Raw genomic sequence first — 17,164 nt, forward strand, 5'->3', positions numbered from 1 at the left:
ACCCTCTCCCCGGAAGGGGGAGAGGGAGCAGTGAAGGTCGACGACCTACTCCTCGATCGCGCGAAGCGGATGCGGCGGGAGCCGACCCCTGCGGAGGCCAAGTTGTGGCGCCACCTTCGCGACCGGCAGATCGCCAACACCAAATTCACCCGCCAGTTCGTCATCGGCCCCTACATCGCCGACTTCGCCGCGCGCGACGCGAAACTCGTCATCGAGGTTGACGGCGATACGCATAGTGACCAAGCGCGCGACGAAAGCCGAACGGATTGGCTGCAACGACAGGGATATCGCGTGATACGGTTCAGCAACGCCGACATCATGTCCGAGATGGACGGGGTCTGGCAGGTCATATCGGCAGCGCTCGTGGCAGCCCCTCACCCCGGCCCTCTCCCCGCAGGGGAGAGGGAGCAGTGACCGCACTCCTCCCCGAAGGTTTCCGAGATCGCCTCCCCCCGTTCGCCGATTCGGCAGCGGCGCTGGAAGCTCGCGTGCTCGAAGCAGCGCGTCTCCACGGGTACGAACGCGTCGATCCACCGCTCGCCGAATTCGCCGATGGCCTGGAAATGCGGCTTAAGGCGGGCGGGCTTCACGACGCGGTGCGCTTCGTCGATCCGGTGTCGCAGCGGACGCTGGCGATCCGCCCCGACATAACCGCTCAGGTCGCGCGAATTGCCGCCACGCGGATGGGCCACCACCCGCGTCCGGTCCGGCTGAGCTATGCTGGTTCGGTGCTCAAGCTACGCGCCTCGCAGCTCGCGCCCGCGCGTGAGACGCGGCAGATCGGGTGCGAGCTGATCGGGCTCGACTCTGTTGCCGCCGCGCAGGAACTCGTTGCGGTCGCCGTCGACATGATCGCCGCCGCCGACGTTACCGGCGCGTCGATCGACTTCACGCTGCCCGATCTGGTGCCGACGCTGGCTGCCGGACCGTTTCCGGTCGCGGATGATCTGGTCGCAACCTTGCGCGATCGGCTCGACGCCAAGGACGCCGGTGCCGTCGCCGCGCTCGCGCCCGCCTACCTCCCGTTGATCGAAGCCGCAGGTCCGTTTGAGCAAGCGATGGACCGACTCCGCGCCTTCGATACCACTGGCGCACTAGCCTCCCGCCTCGACGGCCTCGCACGGATCGCCGAAGCGCTCGACGGCCGCGTGGCGCTCACGCTCGATCCGACCGAGCGGCACGGCTTTGAATACCAGACCTGGCTCGGCTTCTCGCTGTTCGCCGATGGCAGTGCGCGCGAAGTGGGTCGTGGCGGCACCTACACCGTCGTTCACGAGAACGGCGCCGAGGAGGCCGCAACCGGTTTCTCGCTGTTCGCCGACGCTCTGGTCGAGCGCGTCGCCACCGTCGACCGCCGCCGCCTGTTCCTTCCGCACGGCACCCCCGCCAGCGAAGGCGCCACGATGCGCGCGCAAGGCTGGGTGACCGTTGCGGCACTAGAGGCCGGCGACACCCCCGAAGCACAGGTCTGCACCCATCTTTGGGTAGCGGGCGAGCCCCGCGCGCTGTAGGCGCTGCGCGTAATCCTCAGGAGATAGAGTTTGGCCAACGTAGCAGTCATCGGCGCGCAATGGGGCGACGAAGGCAAGGGCAAGATCGTCGACTGGCTCGCCGAGCGCGCCGACATGGTCGTGCGGTTCCAGGGCGGCCACAATGCCGGCCACACTTTGGTCGTCGGCGAGAACGTCTATAAATTGTCGCTGCTGCCGTCAGGTATCGTGCGCGGGACGCCGTCGTTCATCGGCAACGGCGTGGTGCTCGATCCCTGGGCGTTGAAGGACGAGATCGCGCGGCTCGGCGCACAGGGCGTTGTCGCAACGCCGGAGACGCTGCGGATCGCCGACACCTGCGCGCTGATCCTGCCGTTCCACCGCGATCTCGACGGTCTGCGCGAGGATGCCAGCGGCGCCGGCAAGATCGGCACCACGCGTCGGGGCATCGGGCCTGCGTATGAGGACAAAGTCGGCCGCCGCGCGATACGAGTCTGCGATCTCGCGCATCTCGACGACCTCGGGCCGCAGCTCGATCGCCTCACTGCGCATCACGATGCACTCCGCGCTGGGTTCGGCGAGCCGCCGATCGACCGCGCCCGCCTGATTGCCGAATTGCGCGAGATCGCCGGCTTCGTGCTGCCGTTCGCCAAGCCTGTATGGCGCGATCTCAACGCCGCGCGCTCGGCCGGCAAGCGAATCCTGTTCGAGGGCGCGCAGGGTGTGCTGCTCGACGTCGACCACGGCACGTATCCGTTCGTCACCTCGTCGAACACGATCGCGGGCGCCGCCGCCGGTGGGTCGGGCCTCGGGCCGTCGGCGGTCGGTTTCGTACTCGGGATCGCCAAGGCGTACACGACGCGCGTCGGTTCGGGACCGTTTCCGACCGAGCTGGAGAACGAGACCGGCGAGCGGCTCGGCGTGCGCGGGCATGAGTTCGGTACCGTCACAGGGCGCAAGCGGCGCTGCGGCTGGTTCGACGCGGTGCTGGTGCGCCAGGCGGCGGCGGTTGGTGGCATCACCGGGATCGCGCTGACCAAGATCGACGTGCTCGACGGGTTCGAGACCGTGTCGATCTGCACCGGCTACAAACTGCGCGGCGAGACGCTGGATTATTTCCCGGCGCATGCAGCGGACCAGGCGCTGGTCGAGCCGATCTACGAGACGATGGAAGGTTGGCAGGAGACGACCGCCGGCGCCCGCAGCTGGGCCGACCTGCCAGCGCAGGCGATCAAGTATATCCGCCGTATCGAGGAGCTTATCCGCTGTCCGGTGACGCTGGTATCGACCAGCCCGCAGCGTGCCGACACGATCCTTGTGCGCGATCCGTTTTCGGACTGAGGCGGACACGAAAAAGCCGGGCGATCACTCGCCCGGCTTTTCATCTTTAGGCAGGATCAGCGCGGCGTGGTCGTGCCGGTCGTTCCACCCGTGGTCGTGCCCATCGTCCCACCGGTAGTCGTACCACCCGTGGTCGTGCCCATCGTCCCACCGGTAGTCGTACCACCCGTGGTCCCGCCCATCGTACCGCCAGTGGTCGTGCCACCCATGGTTCCGGTCGTGGTGCCAGTGGTTCCGCCCATCGTACCCGTCGTGGTACCGGTCGTGCCGCCCGTCGTGTCGGTACCCATCGTGCCACCGGTCGTACCGGACGTGGTGCTGCCCGTGGTATCGGTCGAGCCGCTCGTGCTACCCGACGTCGTGCCGCGCGTACGGCTGCGTGCCTTGGTACCGCGCTGCGTTCGCGTCGTGGAGGTGGAGCGGGTGGTCGTGGACGGGTTCGCCTGGCTCATCGTGCCGGTCGACATACCGCCATTCATGCTACCCGAGGTCGACCCACCCATGGTGCCGCCGCTCATCGTGCCGCCCGTGGTGCCACCCATCGAGCCGCTGGTGCCGGTCTGGGCCATCGCCATGCCCGGAATGATCAGGGCGGCGGCTGCTATCGAAGTCAAAATACGCATGGTGCTCTCCTAAGTTATTGAAGAGCAAGCGTCTCAATCCTGTATAGGTTCCGTCTTCAGCCGCACTGGCCGCGGTGCAGCAGCGCCTGATCCGCCAGGACCAGTGCCACCATCGCCTCGACCACCGGAACGCCGCGAATGCCGACACAGGGATCGTGGCGGCCCTTGGTGGCGATCGTCGCGGCTTCGCCGGTCGGGCTGATCGTCTCGACCGGGGTTAGGATCGAACTGGTCGGCTTGAACGCGACGCGCAAGGTGATCGGCTGGCCGGTGGCGATTCCGCCGGCAATGCCGCCGGCGTGGTTGGCGAGGAATTCCGGACCGTCGACGCCGGGGCGCATCGGATCGGCATTCGCCTCGCCCGACAGCGCGGCGGCGGCGAACCCGTCGCCGATTTCGATACCCTTCACCGCGTTGATGCTCATGCAGGCGGAGGCGAGTTCGGAATCAAGCTTGGCGTAGAGCGGCGCGCCCCAGCCTGCAGGGACGCCGGTCGCCTCGCACGCGATCACCGCGCCCAGCGACGAGCCCGACTTCCGCGCCTCATCGACGAGCGCTTCCCAGCGGAGCGCGGCTTCGGCATCGGGGCAGAAGAACGGGTTCTGGTCGACCTGCGCATCGTCGAAGTTCGCACGGTCGATCGCATCGCCGCCGATCGCCTCGACCCAGGCGCGGACGCGAACCTGCGGTATGACAAGCCGCGCGACGGCACCTGCCGCGACGCGCGCGGCGGTCTCGCGCGCCGACGATCGTCCGCCGCCGCGGTAATCGCGGAAACCGTATTTCGCGTCATAGGCATAGTCGGCGTGACCGGGGCGATAGGCTTTGGCGACGTCGGAATAGTCCTTCGAGCGCTGGTCGACATTCTCGATCATCAGGCTGATCGGTGTGCCGGTCGTGCGCCCCCCGAACACGCCCGAGAGGATGCGCACCGTGTCGGGCTCGCGGCGCTGCGTGGTGAAGCGCGACGTGCCGGGACGACGCTTGTCGAGCCAGGGCTGGATGTCGGCTTCGGTCAGCGGGATGCCGGGAGGGCACCCGTCGACTATCGCGCCAAGCGCTGGCCCATGCGACTCGCCCCAAGTGGTGAAGCGGAACATCCGCCCGAACGTGTTGAAGCTCACTTGCCCCTCTCCCCAACGGGGAGAGGGAGGGGCCCGTGCGAAGCATGGGAGGGTGAGGGCACGCGAGTCAGTCCATCGAGGATCGCGGCAAGCACCCCGTCCATCCGCTGCATCACGTCGTTATTCCAGACACGGATCACACGATATCCCTTGGTCGCGAGAAAAACGGTCCGACTATTGTCGTACGCGGCTTCATCGATGTGTTGGCTGCCGTCTACCTCGACGACCAGCATGGCGTCCATGCACAGGAAGTCGGCGATGAAGGGACCGATCCAGACTTGGCGGCGAAATTTGAAATTTTTGAGGCGCCGGCTGCGGAGTTGGTACCATAACCGGTCCTCCGCTTCAGTCGCGTTGCGCCGTAGCCCTCGGGCTCGGTCCAGCGCATCTGTGCCGTCGTGTTGCCTCACCTTGCCCTCACCCTCCCATGCTTTGCATGGGCCCCTCCCTCTCCCCGGAGGGGGAGAGGGGTTTATGCCAGCGCGATATCGGGGGCGTCTTCGGCCTTCATGCCGATCACGTTGTAGCCTGCGTCGACGTGGTGCGTCTCGCCGGTCACGCCCGAAGCCAAGTCGCTCAACAGGTACAGCCCCGCGCCGCCGACGTCGTCGATCGTCACGTTACGCTTCATCGGGGAGTTCAGCTCGTTCCACTTCAGGATCAGGCGGAAATCACCGATGCCGCTGGCCGCCAGCGTCTTGATCGGCCCTGCCGAGATCGCGTTGACGCGGATGTTGTCGCGGCCCAGATCGACCGCGAGATACTGTACGCTGCTTTCGAGCGCGGCCTTGGCGACGCCCATCACGTTGTAATGCGGGATGACCTTCTCGGCGCCGTAATAGCTGAGCGTCAGCATCGCGCCGCCCTCGGTCATCATCTTCGCCGCGCGCTGCGCCACCGCGACGAACGAATAGACCGAGATGTTCATCGTCATCAGGAAATTGTCGAGGCTGGTGTCGACGAACCGCCCGCGCAGCTCGTTCTTGTCCGAAAAACCGATCGCGTGAACGACGAAGTCGATCGTCGGCCATTCTTCGGCCAGCTTGGCAAAGGTCGCATCGAGTGCGCCCATGTCGGCAACGTCGCAGTCGAACAGTCGTGCGACGCCCAGTTGCTCGGCGAGCGGGCGGACGCGCTTCTCCATGGTCTCGCCCTGGTAGCTGAACGCCAGTTCCGCGCCCGCTTCGGACAGCTTCTTGGCGATCCCCCAGGCTAGCGACTTGTCGTTCGCCAAGCCCATGATCAGCCCACGCTTGCCCGCCATCAAACCGTTCACGCCGTCCCCGCCTATTCCTGCATATCCGTAGCAGGCTGCTCTAGCGTGGTTTCGGGTGGTTCCGCCAGCGCCGCGTTCAGATGCGCGCCGAATACCAGCCCGAGCCCGATGACATAGAAAAACAACAGCATGATGACGACACCGGCGAGGCTGCCATACGTAAGGTCGTAGCCGCCGAGCCGCGAGAGGATTAGCGGCAGCAACGCGGTCGCGCTGACCCACCAGGCGGTGGTGAACAGCGCACCCGGCCATTTCCGACACTTCGAATAGCGATAGCGCGACGGCGTGACCGAGTAGAATAGCAGGTACAGCGCGCCGAACATCAGCACGCCGGGGATCAGTCGCGACAGGCCGACCCAGCCCGCCGCGTTCTGCGCGAAGGGCACGAGGCGGTAGATGAACTGTTCGGCCGCGGTCAGGATGCCCTGCACCAGGAACGAGAGCAGCGCGATCACCACCGACAAGATGATCACCGCGGACGACCCCAGCCGCGATTTCCAAAACGGCGCGGTCGCCTTGATCCCGTAGGCGCGGTGGAAGATATCGCGGATCGTCTCGACGAAACTGCCGACCGTCCACAGTCCGACGAGTGCCCCGAGCCACAGCAGCGACCCCGTCCGCGCGGCGAGCACGTCGGCGATCGGCTTGCGCAACAGGTCGCCGACATTGGGCGGGAGCACATTGAGGAACGACTCGACCGCGCGCAGCGTCTCGACGCTCTGTCCGAAGATCGACAGGATCGCGGCGGCGACGATGAAGAACGGAAACACCGTCATCAAAGCGAGGTAGGCGAGGTTCCCCGCGTGGATGAAGCCGTCGTGGAAGACGCCGACCGCCGCGCGCTTGGTCACTTCGAATGCGTAGCTGCCCGGCCTGACCTTCGCCATGCCACGTGTGAGACGGGCGCGCGTGGCACCATGATCGTGGGCACGCGCCTCGGGAGTAAGAGTATTATCGTTCACAACGCGTCCAGACGCCCATGGACCCCCGCGGGTTCCCCGTCTCGCGCCCGTCCCAGCTTTCGACGAACGCCGTCAGGGCAGCGTCATTCGCGGGAATGTCGATCATCAGTGTCACCAACTGATCGCCGCGGGTGCCGCCCTTCTTGTGGAATCCCTTGCCCTTCAGACGCAGCGTCTTGCCCGACGTGGTGCCCTTGGGAATCGTCAGCATCACCGGCTTGTCGACCGTTGGCGCCTTGATCGAACCACCCAGGACAGCCTCGGCCAGCGTGATCGGTAGGTCGAGGCGGACATCGTCGCCATCGCGCGTGAAGAATTTGTGCGGCTGGATCTCGATCGTCAGGATCGCATCGCCTGCGCCGCCCGGACCCTGTTCGCCCTTGCCGGCGAGCTTCATCTGCGTGCCCGTCTCGACGCCCGCGGGCAGCTTGAGATCGAGCGTCTTGCCATCTGCGAGCGTCACGCGCTGCGGCTCCAGCGTCGCCGCCTCGACGAACGGGACCTGCAGGCGATACGCGGCATTCTCGCCCTTGGGCTGCGGGCGCCGACCAAAGCCGCCGGAGAACCCGCCGCCGCCGCCACGCTGCGCGCCACCGAACAGCCCTTCGAAGATGTCGCTCATGTCGGCCCCGCCGGCGCCGCTCTCATAGCCTTCGCTGCGGAAGCCGCCGCCGGGCTGGGGCCGCCCGCCACCGCCGCCGCCGAAGCCGAACGGCGACGCCGGGTTGCCGTCGCCGTCGATCTCGCCGCGGTCGAAGCGCGCGCGCTTGTCCTTGTCGTTCAGCAGGTCGTACGCGTTGGTAACCGTGCTGAATCGCTCCGATGCCTTCGGATTGTCCTTGTTGCGATCGGGGTGAAGCTCTTTTGCGAGCTTGCGGTACGCCTTCTTGATGTCGGCTTCGGTCGCGTCGCGCGCTACACCCAGAGTCTTGTACGGATCGGCCACTTACGTCCCCATTCTTACTTGCGCGCCTATGTGGGGCGAGCGCGCGCGCAACGCAATTGCACGCGGGGTGTTTGGTTGCGTGAGAGGAACGACCATGACCGACAAGCAACCGATGCAGGGCGTGCCGAAGGATGACGGCGCGAAGGAGACGGACGGCGTCAACGATGCGCCGGCGAAGGACAAGAGTGGTGAGAGCGGCGGCGGTGCGTATCCGAACCCGCACGACGAGAAGTGAGACTAACGCCTTCCAGCACCACTGTGTTCTCCCGCGAAAGCGGGAGCCCAGGGTAACAAAGGATGGCGTTCGTGGCTCCTGGACTCCCGCTTTCGCGGGAGAACAGGGTCAGGAGGTTCAGGCCTGTATTGCCTCATCCAACGGCGCGACATCGACGCTGACGTCCATGTTCTGCGCGCCCGACCCGAGGACCACGCCGTCCACCGGCGCGATCTCCGCGTAATCCCGCCCGACCGCCATCACGATGTGATCGCTCGCCATCCAGATCCCGTTGGTCGGATCAACCCCGACCCAGCCGCGCACCGGTCCGCACCACAGCAGCACCCAGGCGTGCGTCGCGTCCGCGCCCACCAGCCGAGGCTGACCCTCTGGTGGGATCGTCCGGATATACCCCGACGCATAGGCCGCCGGCAGACCCGCCGCCCGTAGCCCCGTGATCATGATCTGCGCGAAATCCTGGCACACGCCTTTGCGTTGCAGGAACGCCTCGTGCGGCGGCGTATCGACCAGGGTCGCGTCGGCATCGAACACGAACTCTTCCTGGATCCGCCGCGCGAGCGCGATCCCGGCCTCCAGCGCGCCGCGCGACGGATCGAGATCGAGCGCGCAATAGTCCGCGATCGTCCGGTCGAGCGGGATCAGGGGGGAGGGGTAGATATAGTTCGCCGGGCTCGCCGCGGAGAGATCGGTGCTGGCCCGCGCCAGCGCTGCGATCTCGCTTAGTGTGGGATCGCTGGCGTCGGGCACCGGCACCAACCGATCGACGGTCATGCGCGATCGGCTCTCGATCGTCAGATGCCGCACCGGGCTGTCGACCACCAGCCGCGTGACGTTGGCGAGCCCCGCCTCCGCGCGCGCCGGGCTGGTGCGTCCCGCCGGATGGACCGACAGCGCATAGGTGTCGAGCCGCTGGCCGGGCCAGTCGATCGGTTTCAGGCGGAGGTTGCACCGCGCGAACTTCACGCTCGCGCCGTAATCGAACGTCGTGACGTGGCGAATGTCGTAGATCATGATCTGCTCCCGCTCCCCTCCGGGGAGAGGGCTGGGGTGAGGGGTAGCCAAGCAGTGCGGCGCCCGGAACAGCCCGTCACCCCGACCCTCTCCCCGTAGGGGAGAGGGAGCCGGTTGTGCACGGTCACACCTACCCTCACGCCAAGGTCAGCCCGCTTGTCCGCAACGGCTCGGCACCTTGCAGGAAGTAACGGTGGGCGAGCGCGTCCGACACTGCGCCCAGACGGCGTTCGATATCCCCGAGCGTCTCGGCGTTCAGGGCGGCGGCATTTGCGGTCATCACGATCGCGTTCAGCGCCGTCGCCTCCGCCTGTTGCGGCTCCGCCATCTCGTCGTCGCTGAGCACCGGCAGTTCCGCCAGCCGCGCAGCGATGCGCTCGGCCGAGAAAGCCAGCGACCGCGGATTGCCCGGGTCGAGCGCCACCAGGTCCATTACCGGCACGCGCGCGATCCCGGTCGGATAGCGCTGGCGATAGCTGATCTGGCTGTCGGACAGATCGAGCAGCACCGACAGGTCGTCCGACGACGCGCCCGGCATCCCGAACAGCCGGATCGCGCGCGCCATCGCCATCGCCCGCTCGATCCGCCGCCCGAGATCGTGGAACCGCCACGCCGACGTCCGCACCATATGCTCCGCCGAGAGCCCGGCGATCGCGGCATAGCGCCGTTGCAGCGAGCCGGCGCGTTCCAGCATGCCACGATGCGTGGGGAAGGGCGCTTCGAGCAACCGCACCATGTCCGCCGACAACCGATCGCGCGAGCCTTCGCCGATCTCGCGCGCATGGCGGTTGAGCGTCAGGATCGACTGCCAGCGTTCGTCTTCCATCGCGGTGCGCGCGAGCGCGGTCAGGTCGGCGCGACGCAGCGACGGCGGATGCGGTGCGCTGCCCGCACCGACGATCAGCCCGACCAGCTTGCCGACCGTCGTCGGCGACAGCACCGCACCGCCATCGACGTCGATCGAATTGCCCAGCATCACTCGGATCGCGCCGAGCAATGCTTCGCCACGCTCCAGATACCGCCCCAGCCAGTAGAAATTGTCCGCCACCCGGCTCGGCAACGTCCCCGGATTGCGGCGGACGTGGAGCGAATCCGGCGCGGTCAGCAGCGAGACCGGCGCGACCGGCTCGGCGCCATAGACGCAGACGTCGGCGGACCAGATGCCTTCGCCCATCACCGCGGCGCGCGCGTCGGGATGTTCGCCGATCCGCGCGAACCCGCCGGGCAGTACGGTCCATTCCCCGTTGCCATCACGCGCCGCGAAGACGCGCAGGGTGAAGGGGCGGGGCACGAGCGCATCGCCGACGACGACTGGCATGGTCGAGAGGCGGACGATCTCCTGCCCGACATAATCCTGCGGCCTGTGCGCCATGTCGGCGAGAAGCGTCGCGCGCGCCTTGCCGGTGATGTCTGCCCCTGCGGTCGGGCCGCCGGTCATGCCGAGCGGGCGCGCATGGAACGCCGGGCCGATCAGCAGCCGGTCGAAATTCGCTTCGACTTCGGCCTGCGCTCCGGTTTGCCCGCACCACCACGTCGCGATGTTAGGCAGCAGCAACTCTTCGCCGAGCAGCGACCGCGCGAGCTGCGGCAGGAACGCCGAGAACGCCGGTGCTTCCAACACGGCCGAGCCGGGTGCGTTCGACAGCACGACGTTGCCCGCCGCATAGGCATCGATCAGGCCGGGCACGCCGATCTGCGAATGCGTGTCGAACGCCAGCGGATCGAGCAGCCGCGGGTCGAGCCGCCGCCACAGTGCATCGATCCGCTTGAGCCCGCCGATGGTGCGGACATACACCTTGTCCTCGAGCGCGGCGAGATCAGCGCCCTCGACCAGTAGCAGCCCGAGATAGCGCGCGAGATGCGCCTGTTCGGGATAGCTCGGGTTGAACCGGCCGGGCGTGAGCAGCCCGATCCGCGGGTCGCTCCGCTTGCACATCGCCGCGATTCCCGCGCGGAACGCGGCGAAGAACGGCGCGTGGCGCTGGACGTTCAGCCGATCCTGCAATCCGCCGAGCGTACGGCCGACGGCAATGCGGTTCTCCAGCGCATAGCCCGCACCGGCGGGCGCGCGCAGGTGATCGGCGAGCACGCGCCACTCGCCGGTCGGTCCGCGGCCGAGGTCGATCGCGATGAAATCGAGGTGGTGGCCGCCGGGCGCAGCGAGCCCGACCATCGGCCGCAGGAAGAACGGGCTGCCCGTGACGAGCGCGGCGGGGATGTGACCATCGGCGACCAGCTTCCCCTCGCCGTACAGGTCGGCGACCACCGTCTCCATCAACGTCGCGCGCTGGATCACGCCGCGCTCGATCCCCGCCCATTCGCCGGCTTCGATCAACAGCGGGACCGGCGAGACGGGCCAAGGGCGCTCGTCGGGTTCGTCGGCGATGCGGAAGCCGGTGCCGATGTCGACCGCATGCCGCTGGACGCGTTCGCGCGCGTGGCCGAGATCGTCGGAGGCGACCATCGCGAGCTCGGCGAACATCGCCGCCCAGGCCGGGGCGGCGCTCCCGTCATCGGCTGGGCACAGCACGTCGGCGCCGGTGCTACGTGCGCAATACTCGGCGATCCAGCGCTCGGCGTGGACCGTCGCGTCGAACGCCGTATCGGTGGGGATCGCCGATTGCGTCGCGGTTTCCAATGTTTCGAGCCCCTGAATACTGGCGGCGGTGTTTCACCTTTCGGCGCGGCGGTGCAACATAAATTGTCGCGGGGGCCATGCCTTACTGCTGTTCCCTCGCGAGCGCGGGGGTCTAGGAAACACAGACGCTGCGTGCAGTTACCCTGGACCCCCGCGTTCGCGGGGGAACGGTGAGGTGGTGAGCCAGCAATTTGCCCACGCGCTCAACCACCCCGGCGGAGGCCGGGGCCCAATTGGGGGATGGTGATAATGAAGGGCATCGCGCGGTTACGACCACCTTTCCAATTGGGCCCGGCCTCCGCCGGGGTGGTGCTGGTGGAGGGAGCCGCTCACAAATCCGGCAGGACCTGATCCGCCACACCCCAGCCCGCCAACGCCCGCGACCCGGCCCGCTCGATCAACTCCGCCCCATCCTTCACACCCCAGCGGGCAGCAGTCTCGATATCGCGCAATTCCGTCCACGACACCGGGGCCGCAACCGGCGCGCCTGCCCGCGCCCGCGCCGAATACGGCATCACCGCCGTCGCGCCGCGCTGGTTACGCAGCCAGTCGATGAAGATCCGCCCCTTGCGCTTGGCCTTCGCCATCGTCGCGACGAAGCGCTCCGGATCGGAACCCGCCATCGCTCGCGCGAAGCGGTCGGCGAAGTCCTTCACCGCCGGCCACTCCGCCTCCGGCGTCAGCGGTACGACGACATGCACGCCCTTGCCGCCCGACAGCATCGGGAAACTGACCAGCCCCAGCTCCGCGAGCTGGTTCTTCAGATACTCGGCAGCCTTCTTGGTATCGCTGAAGTCGAGCCCTTCGTCGGGGTCGAGATCGAACACCAGCCGGTCGGGCTTCTCCAGCGTCGCGTTCGACGACCCCCAGCCGTGGAACTCGATCGTCCCCATCTGCACGCAGGCTACCAGTCCGTCCGCATCGTCGACATACAGATAGTCCTCGGTCGAGCCGTCCTTCTCGCGGATCGGCACCTGGTGGACCGCGTCGCCGAAGCTGCCCGCGTCGTGTTTCTGGAAGAAGCACGCGCGCGACCGCCCCTGGGGGCAGCGCACGAGGCTGATCGGGCGGTTGGCGGCGACCGGGAGCATAATGCCCGAGACCGCGACATAATAGTCGGCAAGGTCACCCTTGGTGACGTCCGACTTGTCGAAGATCACGCGGTCGCGGCTACTGACCTTGATGCTCCTCGCGGGCGCGGCGCTCTCCGCCACATCGGGCAGCGGTGCGGGCGTCTCGGCGACGACGTCCTTCGCCGCCTTGTCCTCGCGCAGGCCGATGAAGCTCGAATGGCGCAGTACGCCGTCCGGGGTGACCTCGGCGTAGGCGACTTCGGCGACCAGTTTCGGCGTTACCCATTTCGCGCCGCGGACCGCCGCCTTGGGCGCCTCGACCGTCGGCGTCTTGCGGTCGAGCGCGTCGAGCTTGTCGCGGATCTCGTCCATCAACGCCTGATCGAACCCGGTCCCGACCTTGCCCGCGTATCGATAGCTCTTGCCCTCGCGGACGCCGAGCAACAGCGACTTGAACCCGCGTTTCTTGTCGGACGGCAGCCAGCCGACGATGACGAACTCCTGGCGGTGCGTGCATTTGACCTTGAGCCACGCCTTGGTCCGCTTGCCGGCATATGGCGCGTCGGCCCGTTTCGAGACGATGCCCTCCAGGCCTTCGCGACACATCGTCTCGAACAATTGCTCGCCCGCACCGATGACGTGGTCGGAATAGCGCAGGCGGTCCTCGTCCTCGGGGATGAGCGGTTGCAGCCGCGCTTTGCGATCGAGGTTGGAGAAGCCGGTCAGGTCTTCCCCGTCGAGCGCGAGCAGGTCGAACGCGAACAACGTCATGTCGCCGCCCGCGGAGATCGCGTCCTTCAGCGTCGAGAAATCGGGATGGCCGTCCTTGAACGCGACGATCTCGCCGTCGATCAGTGCGGATTTTACCGGGAGTTTCGCGGCGGCGTCGGCGATCGCGGCGAACTTGTCGGTCCAGTCGAGGCCGGTGCGGGTGAAGACCTTGGCCTTGCCGTTCGCGACGGAGATCAGCGCGCGGTAGCCGTCATACTTGACTTCGTGGAGCCAGGCGGAGCCGGTGGGGACAGCGTCGACGAGCGTGCAGAGTTGCAGGTCCTGAAATTCCTCCCCGGCACGGGGAGGGAGATTGCCGCGAGCTTTCGCGGTGGTGGAGGGGGGCTTGCCGCTGGCGACACCTTTACGGCTGGCGGTACGCTTGCGGGCCGCCCCCTCCACCAGCTTCGCTGGTCCCCCTCCCCGTGCCGGGGAGGATTTGCCCTCCTCGATCTCGACCATCGTGCGGCCGGTTGAGACGCTTGTCAGGGCTTCGTCCACCAGTGCGTCGGTGCCGCCAGCCTCCGCGTCGTCGATTTTCCGCAGGAGCCAGTTTTCACGCTTCTCCTTTGCGCGGGGCTTCAGGCGGATCAGTAGCCATTCGCCCTTCATCCGCTCGCCATCGAGCACGAAGTGGAGGTGGCCCTTGTCGAGATCCTTGGCCGACTTGCCCTTGATCGGCGACCATGTGCCGCGATCCCACAGCATTACCGTGCCGCCGCCATATTCGGCGGCGGGGATAGTCCCTTCGAACGTGGCGTAGCTGAGCGGGTGATCCTCGGTGCGGACCGCCAGGCGTTTCTCGTTCGGGTCGAGGCTGGGGCCGCGCGTCACCGCCCAGCTTTTCAGGACGCCGTCGACCTCCAGGCGGAGGTCCCAGTGCAGGCGGGTGGCGTCGTGCTTCTGGACCATGAAGCTGTTGCCGTTGCCGGGCGCGAGCGTGCCGGCGGGTTCGGCGGTCTTCGCGAAGTTCCGCTTCGAATTGTAGAGGGCGAGGGGATCGTCGACCATCTTTCACCCCTCCCTGGAAGGGAGGGGCCGGGGGCGGGTTGGCTGCTTGGCGAGTGTGGCGCTGGTCCGGTGGGCGACCCACCCCCAGCCCCTCCCTTCCAGGGAGGGGAGTTTAGGCACGCTTTTTCGCCGGGGCTTTGGCCGCCGTCTTGGCCGGTGCGCGTTTTGCGGGCGCTTTCTTGGCCGGCGCCTTCTCCGCCGCCGCCGCCGTCCCGCCCGACTTCTCCATCGACTTCTTCAACGCCGCCATCAGGTCGACCACGTTGGACCCGGTTTTCGCGCCCGTATCCTTGTCCTCGATGATCTTCTTCCCGTTCGCCTTGCGCTTGCGTTCGATCAGGTCCTTCAACGCGTCGACATAGCGATCGTGGAACTCCTGCGGGTGGAAGTCGCCGCTGCGCTTGCCGATCAGCGCCTCGGCCAGTTCGAGCAGCTCCTCGGCGGGCTTGTCGTCGGGAATATCCCGGAAATACCCCTGCGCCTTGTGCACCTCGTCGGCGTAGCGAAGCGTCTCCAGCACCATCCCGCGCCCGCACGGCTTCAGGCTGACGACATATTCGCGGCCGCGCATCGCAAGCTGGCCGAGGCCGACCTTCTTCGTCCGCTTCAACGCCTCGCGCAGGACGATGAACGCCTCCTCTGCCAGATCGTCCGCCGGCACCACGAAATACGGCTTTTCGTAATAGAGTACGTCGATCTCGCTCGCGTCGACGAACTGGGTGAGCTCCAGCGTCTTCTTCGATTCGAGCTTCACCGCGTCGATCTCGTCCTGCTCCAACAGGACATATTCCCCCTTCGAGACCTCATAGCCCTTCATGATCTCGTCAGCATCGACGGGTCCCACGCCGGTGACGACCTTGTCGTAATGGATCGGCTGGCCCGACGGTTCGTGGATCTGCTTGAACGACACCGCCGCGCCCGATTTCGTCGCGGAAAAAATCTCGACCGGGATCGAGACCAGCGCGAGCCGGATCTGCCCCTGCCAATATGCGCGTGCTGCCACGTGGCGTCCCTTCGTTGCGGAAACGATTCGATTACACGGATCAATCATCGGCAAGGTAGAGTCGTTCCCAAGTTTCGTTTCGCCGTGTTTCTCGCTATGGCGCGGGCATGTCAGACGATCCCTTCACGCTGTTCGAGACCTGGTACGCCGAAGCCAAGACGTCCGAACCGAACGATCCGAATGCGGTGGCGCTCGCCACGGCCGACGAACAGGGTAGGCCATCGGTGCGGATGGTGTTGCTGAAGGGGCATGGGCCCGACGGGTTCGTGATCTACACCAACCGCGAGAGCCGCAAGGCCGGCGATCTCGCGATCAATCCGCACGGTGCGCTGCTGTTCCACTGGAAGTCGCTGCGCCGCCAGGTCCGCATCGAGGGTCCGGTGACCCTTGCGACCGACGCTGAATCGGATGCGTATTTCGCGTCGCGCGGGCGCGATTCGCGGCTGGGGGCCTGGGCGTCGGAGCAGTCGCGCCCGCTCGACAGTCGCGAGACGTTTGAGCAGCGTGTCGCGGAGATTACCGCGAAGTTCGAGGGCCAGGACGTACCGCGGCCGCCGCATTGGGGTGGCTACCGGATCGTGCCGACCAAAATCGAGTTCTGGCAGGACCGCGCGCACCGCCTTCATGAGCGCCGGTTGTTCACGCGCGAAGACGGCGACTGGAGTGAGGGGCTGCTGTTCCCATGACGCAGGACGAACGCCGCAAGGTCATCCCGCTGGCGACGCGCGCGGCGCTCGCCAGCGTTGCGATGGCGTGTTTCCTGCTGCTGCTGAAGGGCTTTGCCGCATGGTCGACGGGCTCGGTGGCGATGCTCGGTTCGCTGGCCGATACCGCGCTCGACCTGCTCGCGTCGCTGGTCACTCTGTACGGGGTGCGTCTGGCCGCGACCCCGGCGGACCACGATCACCGCTTCGGCCACGGCAAGGCCGAAGCGCTGGCGGCGTTGTTTCAGGTCATGCTGATCACCGCCTCGGCGGCCGGCATCGCATGGCGCGCGATCCTCGCGTTCGGCGATCCGCAGCCGACCACCGGCGCGGAATTCGGCATCGGCGTGTCGGTGATCGCGATCGCGGCCACGGTGTTCCTGCTCGCCTATCAGCGCAAGATCATCCGCCAGACCGGCTCGGTCGCGATCCTGGCCGACAACGTCCATTACCAGTCGGACGTGCTGCTCAACGGATCGGTGATCGTCGCGCTGGTCCTCGATCAATATGTCGGGTGGAGCGGTGCCGATCCGATCTTCGGCATCGTCATCGCGCTGTGGCTCGCCTGGGGCGCGTTCCAGGCGTCGTCGAACGCGATCGACCAGTTGATGGACAAGGAATGGCCCGAAGATTTCCGTGCGCAATTCCTCGACGTCGCCGCACGCCAGCCCGGCATCCGCGGCATCCACGATTTCCGCACGCGCCGCTCCGGTAGCCACGACTTCGCGCAGTTCCATATGGAGGTCGCCCGCGACCTGACCGTCGCCAACGCGCACGACATCGTCGAGGCGGTCGAGCGCAATCTGCGCACGGCTTTCCCCAAGGTCGAGGTGTTGATCCATCTCGATCCGGAGGGCCATGTCGATACCGACAATCCGCTGGTCGAGGCGGACGTGACGCCGCATTGGTTCGGTAAGCGGGTCTGACCCGCGGGGGTTGGACACGCGTGTTTAAGG

Annotated in this window: 16 protein-coding genes; 6 read left to right on the forward strand and 10 right to left on the reverse strand. The window is 66.9% G+C overall.

The window, feature by feature from the left end:
• Nucleotides 1-30 precede the first annotated feature (30 nt).
• From U1707_RS13395 to U1707_RS13405, 3 genes are read left to right on the forward strand one after another with little or no spacing between them, the layout of a single operon-like run.
• Nucleotides 31-414 (forward strand): endonuclease domain-containing protein, encoded by a 384-nt coding sequence (locus U1707_RS13395; RefSeq protein WP_332800583.1) that lies wholly within the window; start codon nucleotides 31-33, stop codon nucleotides 412-414.
• Complete coding sequence (locus U1707_RS13400) at nucleotides 411-1,511, forward strand: ATP phosphoribosyltransferase regulatory subunit (protein WP_332800584.1); 1,101 nt, start codon at nucleotides 411-413, stop codon at nucleotides 1,509-1,511. The genes U1707_RS13395 and U1707_RS13400 overlap by 4 nt, the downstream gene beginning before the upstream one ends.
• 30 nt (nucleotides 1,512-1,541) lie before the next feature.
• Complete coding sequence (locus U1707_RS13405) at nucleotides 1,542-2,831, forward strand: adenylosuccinate synthase (RefSeq protein ID WP_332800585.1); 1,290 nt, start codon at nucleotides 1,542-1,544, stop codon at nucleotides 2,829-2,831.
• A gap of 56 nt (nucleotides 2,832-2,887) precedes the next feature.
• Here the strand turns inward: U1707_RS13405 and U1707_RS13410 are convergent, their stop codons facing one another.
• The 6 genes from U1707_RS13410 to U1707_RS13435 form a co-directional block, all read right to left on the reverse strand.
• On the reverse strand, nucleotides 2,888-3,454 hold the full coding sequence (locus tag U1707_RS13410) for a hypothetical protein (protein ID WP_332800586.1): 567 nt from the start codon (nucleotides 3,452-3,454) through the stop codon (nucleotides 2,888-2,890).
• A 56-nt stretch (nucleotides 3,455-3,510) separates the two neighbouring features.
• Complete coding sequence (gene aroC, locus U1707_RS13415; protein WP_332800587.1) at nucleotides 3,511-4,578, reverse strand: chorismate synthase; 1,068 nt, start codon at nucleotides 4,576-4,578, stop codon at nucleotides 3,511-3,513.
• A complete protein-coding gene (locus U1707_RS13420) occupies nucleotides 4,575-4,988 on the reverse strand; it encodes an endonuclease domain-containing protein (protein ID WP_332800588.1) in 414 nt (137 codons plus the stop codon). The genes aroC and U1707_RS13420 overlap by 4 nt, the downstream gene beginning before the upstream one ends.
• Nucleotides 4,989-5,050: 62 nt before the next feature.
• Entirely contained in the window at nucleotides 5,051-5,854 is an 804-nt protein-coding gene (fabI, locus tag U1707_RS13425) for an enoyl-ACP reductase FabI (protein ID WP_332800589.1), read from the reverse strand.
• An 11-nt stretch (nucleotides 5,855-5,865) separates the two neighbouring features.
• The gene (locus tag U1707_RS13430) at nucleotides 5,866-6,741 is read right to left on the reverse strand and encodes a YihY/virulence factor BrkB family protein (protein ID WP_332800838.1); all 876 of its coding nucleotides are present in this window, start codon (nucleotides 6,739-6,741) and stop codon (nucleotides 5,866-5,868) included.
• Nucleotides 6,742-6,805: 64 nt separating this feature from the next.
• Complete coding sequence (locus U1707_RS13435; protein WP_332800590.1) at nucleotides 6,806-7,762, reverse strand: DnaJ C-terminal domain-containing protein; 957 nt, start codon at nucleotides 7,760-7,762, stop codon at nucleotides 6,806-6,808.
• A gap of 94 nt (nucleotides 7,763-7,856) precedes the next feature.
• On the opposite strand from U1707_RS13435, the gene U1707_RS13440 reads away from it, so the two are divergent.
• Nucleotides 7,857-7,997, forward strand: a complete 141-nt coding sequence (locus tag U1707_RS13440; protein WP_332800591.1) for a hypothetical protein — start codon at nucleotides 7,857-7,859, stop codon at nucleotides 7,995-7,997.
• Nucleotides 7,998-8,114: 117 nt separating this feature from the next.
• Here the strand turns inward: U1707_RS13440 and U1707_RS13445 are convergent, their stop codons facing one another.
• From U1707_RS13445 to ku, 4 genes are all read right to left on the reverse strand, one after another.
• On the reverse strand, nucleotides 8,115-9,008 hold the full coding sequence (locus U1707_RS13445) for a transglutaminase family protein (protein ID WP_332800592.1): 894 nt from the start codon (nucleotides 9,006-9,008) through the stop codon (nucleotides 8,115-8,117).
• 136 nt (nucleotides 9,009-9,144) lie between these two features.
• Nucleotides 9,145-11,646 (reverse strand): circularly permuted type 2 ATP-grasp protein, encoded by a 2,502-nt coding sequence (locus U1707_RS13450; RefSeq protein ID WP_332800593.1) that lies wholly within the window; start codon nucleotides 11,644-11,646, stop codon nucleotides 9,145-9,147.
• A gap of 329 nt (nucleotides 11,647-11,975) precedes the next feature.
• Nucleotides 11,976-14,501: a DNA ligase D gene (gene ligD / locus U1707_RS13455; protein ID WP_332800594.1), complete on the reverse strand. Its 2,526-nt coding sequence runs from the start codon at nucleotides 14,499-14,501 to the stop codon at nucleotides 11,976-11,978.
• 112 nt (nucleotides 14,502-14,613) lie between these two features.
• Entirely contained in the window at nucleotides 14,614-15,504 is an 891-nt protein-coding gene (ku, locus tag U1707_RS13460) for a non-homologous end joining protein Ku (RefSeq protein ID WP_332800595.1), read from the reverse strand.
• A gap of 107 nt (nucleotides 15,505-15,611) precedes the next feature.
• On the opposite strand from ku, the gene pdxH reads away from it, so the two are divergent.
• Complete coding sequence (pdxH, locus tag U1707_RS13465; RefSeq protein ID WP_332800596.1) at nucleotides 15,612-16,190, forward strand: pyridoxamine 5'-phosphate oxidase; 579 nt, start codon at nucleotides 15,612-15,614, stop codon at nucleotides 16,188-16,190.
• On the forward strand, nucleotides 16,187-17,134 hold the full coding sequence (locus U1707_RS13470) for a cation diffusion facilitator family transporter (protein WP_332800597.1): 948 nt from the start codon (nucleotides 16,187-16,189) through the stop codon (nucleotides 17,132-17,134). The genes pdxH and U1707_RS13470 overlap by 4 nt, the downstream gene beginning before the upstream one ends.
• The last annotated feature ends 30 nt before the right edge of the window (nucleotides 17,135-17,164 follow it).

Source organism: Sphingomonas sandaracina, assembly GCF_036663695.1.
GTDB lineage: Bacteria > Pseudomonadota > Alphaproteobacteria > Sphingomonadales > Sphingomonadaceae > Sphingomonas.

Bases quoted from the DNA above. Each gene is read 5' to 3' on its own strand.
- U1707_RS13410 (WP_332800586.1), bottom strand. From the start codon at position 3,454: ATGCGTATTTTGACTTCGATAGCAGCCGCCGCCCTGATCATTCCGGGC.
- U1707_RS13430 (WP_332800838.1), bottom strand. From the start codon at position 6,741: ATGGCGAAGGTCAGGCCGGGCAGCTACGCATTCGAAGTGACCAAGCGC.
- U1707_RS13440 (WP_332800591.1), top strand. From the start codon at position 7,857: ATGACCGACAAGCAACCGATGCAGGGCGTGCCGAAGGATGACGGCGCG.
- U1707_RS13445 (WP_332800592.1), bottom strand. From the start codon at position 9,008: ATGATCTACGACATTCGCCACGTCACGACGTTCGATTACGGCGCGAGC.
- ligD (WP_332800594.1), bottom strand. From the start codon at position 14,501: ATGGTCGACGATCCCCTCGCCCTCTACAATTCGAAGCGGAACTTCGCG.
- pdxH (WP_332800596.1), top strand. From the start codon at position 15,612: ATGTCAGACGATCCCTTCACGCTGTTCGAGACCTGGTACGCCGAAGCC.
- U1707_RS13470 (WP_332800597.1), top strand. From the start codon at position 16,187: ATGACGCAGGACGAACGCCGCAAGGTCATCCCGCTGGCGACGCGCGCG.